The following is a 5,740-nucleotide window of genomic DNA, read 5'->3' as shown; positions in this document are numbered from 1 at the left end:
TTTGGGGGCCGGCACTAGTGTGTGCCGGCCCCCAAATTGTTTAATGTGTTTTGTGTGTGGCGGTGTCTTACTCTCCCACAACCCCCCGGTTGCAGTACCATCAGCGTGCTAGGGCTTAGCTTCCAGGTTCGGAATGGATACTGGGCGTTTCCCCTAGGCTATGACCACCACACAAAACAAGTGCGTCAACCCCCCTGCCTTGGTTGGCTTGTGGGGTTGGTTGGTGGTGAACCGTATAGTGGTATGCGCGCAAACCAATTACTGTTTGCTTGTCTCGTTATTCCTTGCTTGCTCCCGCTAACACCACATTGCACTAAGCAGTGCGCTGTGTGTCAGGAGGATTGTTTCCTGCTCATGCCCCCATTGTTTCAACAAGTAGTTCCCGTGGTTAGTGCCCGTGGGACAATGCCCTACGTTAACTGCACTATCACCAGTAACCACTCACTAAACCTTCTGGGTTTTTAGAGCTTGTTTTTCCTGTTTGACTATTAGTACCAGTAAGCTAAACCCCTCACAAGGCTTACACACCTGGCCTATCAACCCAGTCATCTACTGGGAGTCTCACCCCACACCAAGGTGTGGGAGGGAAACCTTATCTCGAAGCCGGCTTCCCGCTTAGATGCTTTCAGCGGTTATCCATTACCGAACGTAGCCAACCAGCCATGCACCTGGCAGTACAACTGGCACACCAGAGGTTCGTCCGTCCCGGTCCTCTCGTACTAGGGACAGGCCTTCACAAGTTTCCAAACGCGCGCAGCGGATAGGGACCGAACTGTCTCACGACGTTCTGAACCCAGCTCGCGTACCGCTTTAATGGGCGAACAGCCCAACCCTTGGGACCAACTCCAGCCCCAGGATGCGACGAGCCGACATCGAGGTGCCAAACCATGCCGTCGATATGAACTCTTGGGCAAGATCAGCCTGTTATCCCCGGGGTACCTTTTATCCGTTGAGCGACAGCGCTTCCACAAGCAACTGCCGGATCACTAGTTCCTACTTTCGTACCTGCTCCACCCGTCAGTGTCACAGTCAAGCCTTCTTCTACACTTACACTCAACACCTGATTACCAACCAGGCTGAGAAGACCATTGAGCGCCTCCGTTACCATTTAGGAGGCAACCGCCCCAGTTAAACTACCCACCAGGCACTGTCCCCCACCCGGATCACGGGCGAAAGTTAGACAATCAGAAGTATCAGAGTGGTATTTCAACAACGACTCCACACCCACTAGCATGAGCGCTTCAAAGTCTCCCACCTATCCTACACAAACACACCCAACCACCAATACCAAGCTATAGTAAAGGTCCCGGGGTCTTTCCGTCCTGCTGCGCGAAACGAGCATCTTTACTCGTACTGCAATTTCACCGAGTTCATGGTCGAGACAGCGCAGAAGTCGTTACGCCATTCGTGCAGGTCGGAACTTACCCGACAAGGAATTTCGCTACCTTAGGATGGTTATAGTTACCACCGCCGTTTACTGGGGCTTAACTTCAAACCCTCGCCACCCAACAGGGTGGCTAAGCCTTCCGCTTAACCTTCCAGCACCGGGCAGGCGTCAGTGCGTATACATCGCCTTACGGCTTCGCACACACCTATGTTTTTGATAAACAGTCGCTTCTGCCAAATCACTGCGACCAAACCCAAACCACTAAAAGTACAATCAGCGTCCGGGTTTGGCCCCCCTTATCCCAAAGTTACGGGGGCATTTTGCCGAGTTCCTTAACCATGATTAACTCGCCGCCTCGGTATACTCTACCTGACCACCAGAGTCGGTTATGGGTACGGGCAGTATTGCTTCTAACGCCGAGGCTTTTCTAGACACCACAGGATCACCCACACCCACACGCCAACGCGTGCAGGCCCATCAGCCCTCACCCTCGCACAACAGTGCAGCCACCCGGATTTACCAGGGCAGCAGGCCACAACCTTAGACTGGCACAACCACCGGCCAGCGCAGGCTACCTCAATGCGTCACCCCTGTTAACGCGCTTGCCTACCCAAGAAGGGACCCCAAAACCCACCCACAACCACCCTCCCGAAAGAGGCGCGGCTGCATTGTGGATGATGGTTAGCACAACTTTGTCAGCACGATCGAAACAACACCGGTACCAGAATATCAACTGGTCATCCATCAACTACGCCTGTCGGCCTCGCCTTAGGACCCGACTAACCCAGGGCGGATAAACCTAGCCCTGGAACCCTTAGTCAATCGGCGGACGGGATTCCCACCCGTCAAACGCTACTCATGCCTGCATTCTCACTCCCACGCACTCCACCAACACTTTCGTGCCAGCTTCACCACACGCAGGACGCTCCCCTACCCAACACAACAAAAAAACCATTATGCTGCCACGGCTTCGGCGGCGTGCTTAAGCCCCGCTAAATTGTCGGCGCACAATCACTCGACCAGTGAGCTATTACGCACTCTTTCAAGGATAGCTGCTTCTAAGCCAACCTCCTGATTGTCAATGCAACTGCACATCCTTTCCCACTCAGCACACCCTTAGGGGCCTTAACCGATGATCTGGGCTGTTTCCCTCTCGACTATGAAGCTTATCCCCCACAGTCTCACTGCCACGCAAAAACCAGAAATGGCATTCGGAGTTTAGCTGACGTCAGTAACCAAACGGCCCCTCAACCAACCAGTAGCTCTACCACCACCCGGCCCACGCAACGCTGCACCAAAATGCATTTCGGGGAGAACCAGCTATCACGGAGTTTGATTAGCCTTTCACCCCTACCCACAACTCATCCCCCCAGTTTTCAACCTAGGTGGGTACGGTCCTCCACGACCTACTACAATCGCTTCAACCTGGCCATGGGTAGATCACCCCGCTTCGGGTCTAGAGCACGCAACCACAAACGCCCAAAAACATTAAGACTCGCTTTCGCTACGACTACCCCACAAAGGGTTAACCAAGCCACGCACCACTAACTCGCAGGCTCATTCTTCAATAGGCACGCCATCACCACAACCACGGGAAACCCCACGGTCGACTGGCTCTGACGGATTAAAAGCGCACGGTTTCAGGCACTATTTCACTCCCCTCTCGGGGTACTTTTCACCATTCCCTCACGGTACTATCCACTATCGGACACTTGGTAGTATTCAGGCTTACCCAGTGGTCTGGGCAGATTCACAGCAGATTCCACGAGCCCACTGCTACTCGGGACACATAAAAGGCAGGCAAACAGGAACCACCTACACGACTATCACGCACTACGGTCAGCCATCCCAAACTATTCAGCTCCCCACTTGCATTTATCACTACCCGGCCCCCGGCAGAAGAACCAAAAAACATATCCCACAACCCCACATGCGCAACAGCTGCCGCCTTGACACGCACACAGTTTAGCCATCATCCACTTTCGCTCACCACTACTCACAGAATATCTCTTCCAGCAGGTACTAAGATGTTTCACTTCCCCACGTTCCCCCCAACCCCCTATACATTCAAAGGCTGGTAACCAGGCCAAAGCCCAGTCAGGTTACCCCATTCGGAAACCCCTGGATCACAGCTCGCTCGTCAACTCCCCAAGGCATATCGCAGACCACCACGTCCTTCATCAGCTCCAAGCACCAAGGCATCCACCGAACGCCCCAAAACAAAAAACAAACCAAACCCAAAAACAAGAGAACACAAACAAAAAACAACAACAAAAAAACAAGAAAACAAACAAAAAGATGCTCGCAACCACTATACAGTTCACCAACAACCCAACCACCCCAACCCCACCACCACAACAACAACAGTAGTAGCAGAACCAGGAAGCCAAAAGGCCACAAAGGAATTGACCCTAAACCCGATAGCATGCCCCACCAACACCACACACTCTCGCGCAGCACCAGCAAACTAATCCCAGCCAAACCCAGAAACGCAAAAACACGCCCCCAAGCACTCAAAGCTCTTGTTTAATCTTTAAAATAAAATCCAAAACCAAGGACACCCACCAACCCAGCCCCCACCAAACACCAGCAGGAACAAACCAAGCCAGCAAGCAAAAACAAAAATCCTTAGAAAGGAGGTGATCCAGCCGCACCTTCCGGTACGCCTACCTTGTTACGACTTCGTCCCAATCGCCAATCCCACCTTCGACCGCTCCCCATAAGGCCACGGGCTTCGGGCGTTACCAACTTTCGTGACGTGACGGGCGGTGTGTACAAGACCCGAGAACGTATTCACCGCAGCAATGCTGATCTGCGATTACTAGCGACTCCACCTTCAAGCAGTCGAATTGCAGACTACTATCCGAACTTAGAACAACTTTAAGAGATTAGCTCCACCTCACAGTATCGCAACCCTCTGTACCATCCATTGTAGCATGCGTGAAGCCCAAGACATAAGGGGCATGATGATTTGACGTCATCCCCACCTTCCTCCGAGTTAACCCCGGCAGTCCCTAGAGAGTCCCCAACCACCAAAACGGTGTTGCTGGCAACACTAGACAAGGGTTGCGCTCGTTGCGGGACTTAACCCAACATCTCACGACACGAGCTGACGACAACCATGCACCACCTGCACACCAGCAAAAAGAAGAGCCGATTAAAACCCCGCCCGGTGCATGTCAAGCCTTGGTAAGGTTCTTCGCGTTGCATCGAATTAATCCGCATGCTCCGCCGCTTGTGCGGGTCCCCGTCAATTCCTTTGAGTTTTAGCCTTGCGGCCGTACTCCCCAGGCGGGGCACTTAATGCGTTAGCTACGGCGCAGAAAACCAAAACGGCCCCCCACACCTAGTGCCCAACGTTTACAGCATGGACTACCAGGGTATCTAATCCTGTTCGCTCCCCACGCTTTCGCTCCTCAGCGTCAGTAACGGCCCAGAGACCCGCCTTCGCCACCGGTGTTCCTCCTGATATCTGCGCATTCCACCGCTACACCAGGAATTCCAGTCTCCCCTACCGCACTCAAGCCTGCCCGTACCCACCGCAAGCCCACAGTTAAGCCATGGGATTTCACGACAGACGCGACAAACCACCTACAAGCCCTTTACGCCCAATAAAACCGGACAACGCTAGTACCCTACGTATTACCGCGGCTGCTGGCACGTAGTTAGCCGGTACTTCTTTACCAGTATCAATCAACCACCACAAAAGCGGCCTTTCAACCCAGCGAAAAAGGTTTACAACCCGAAGGCCGTCATCCCTCACGCGGCGTCACTGCATCAGACTTGCGTCCATTGTGCAAAATCCCCCACTGCTGCCTCCCGTAGGAGTCTGGGCCGTATCTCAGTCCCAATGTGACCGCCCACCCTCTCAGGCCGGCTACCCGTCAAAGCCTTGGTAAGCCATCACCCCACCAACAAGCTGATAAGCCGCGAGCCCATCCCAATCCACAACAACAAAAACATTGAAGCCTTTCCCACCACCCCCATGCGAAGGAAGCAGAATATCCCGTATTAGCCACACTTTCATGCGGTTATCCAAAAGAAAAGGGCAGGTTACTCACGTGTTACTCACCCGTTCGCCACTCTCACCACCAAAAACCAAAAAGATTAAAGATGGATCCCGTTCGACTTGCATGTGTAAAGCACGCCGCCAGCGTTCGTCCTGAGCCAGGATCAAACTCTCCAAACAAAAACAAAACATTCAGAAAGCAAACCACCACCAACCACCCACCAGCAAAAACCAGCAAGCAACCAGCAGCAGCCAACCCCAACCAAAAAACAAAAGAAAAAACAAAAACAAAAAGCAAAAAAAGCCAAGAAAACACACTATCAAGTTCACAAACAACCCCACCA

3 rRNA genes are annotated in these 5,740 nt (G+C 52.9%); all 3 read right to left on the bottom strand.

Annotation, left to right across the window (positions count from 1 at the left end):
- Positions 1–54: 54 nt before the first annotated feature.
- Positions 55–172, bottom strand: a 5S ribosomal RNA gene (gene rrf / locus QS713_RS09075).
- 295 nt (positions 173–467) lie between these two features.
- Positions 468–3,616: ribosomal RNA gene (locus QS713_RS09070) — 23S ribosomal RNA — on the bottom strand.
- A gap of 403 nt (positions 3,617–4,019) precedes the next feature.
- Positions 4,020–5,576, bottom strand: a 16S ribosomal RNA gene (locus QS713_RS09065).
- The 16S, 23S and 5S rRNA genes sit together here, the layout of an rRNA operon.
- Positions 5,577–5,740 lie beyond the last annotated feature (164 nt).

This window comes from Gleimia hominis (assembly GCF_032085515.1).
Taxonomy (GTDB): Bacteria; Actinomycetota; Actinomycetes; order Actinomycetales; family Actinomycetaceae; genus Gleimia; species Gleimia hominis.
Note: the sequence above shows the minus strand (reverse complement) of the source record. Positions and strands in the feature narration are given on the sequence as shown.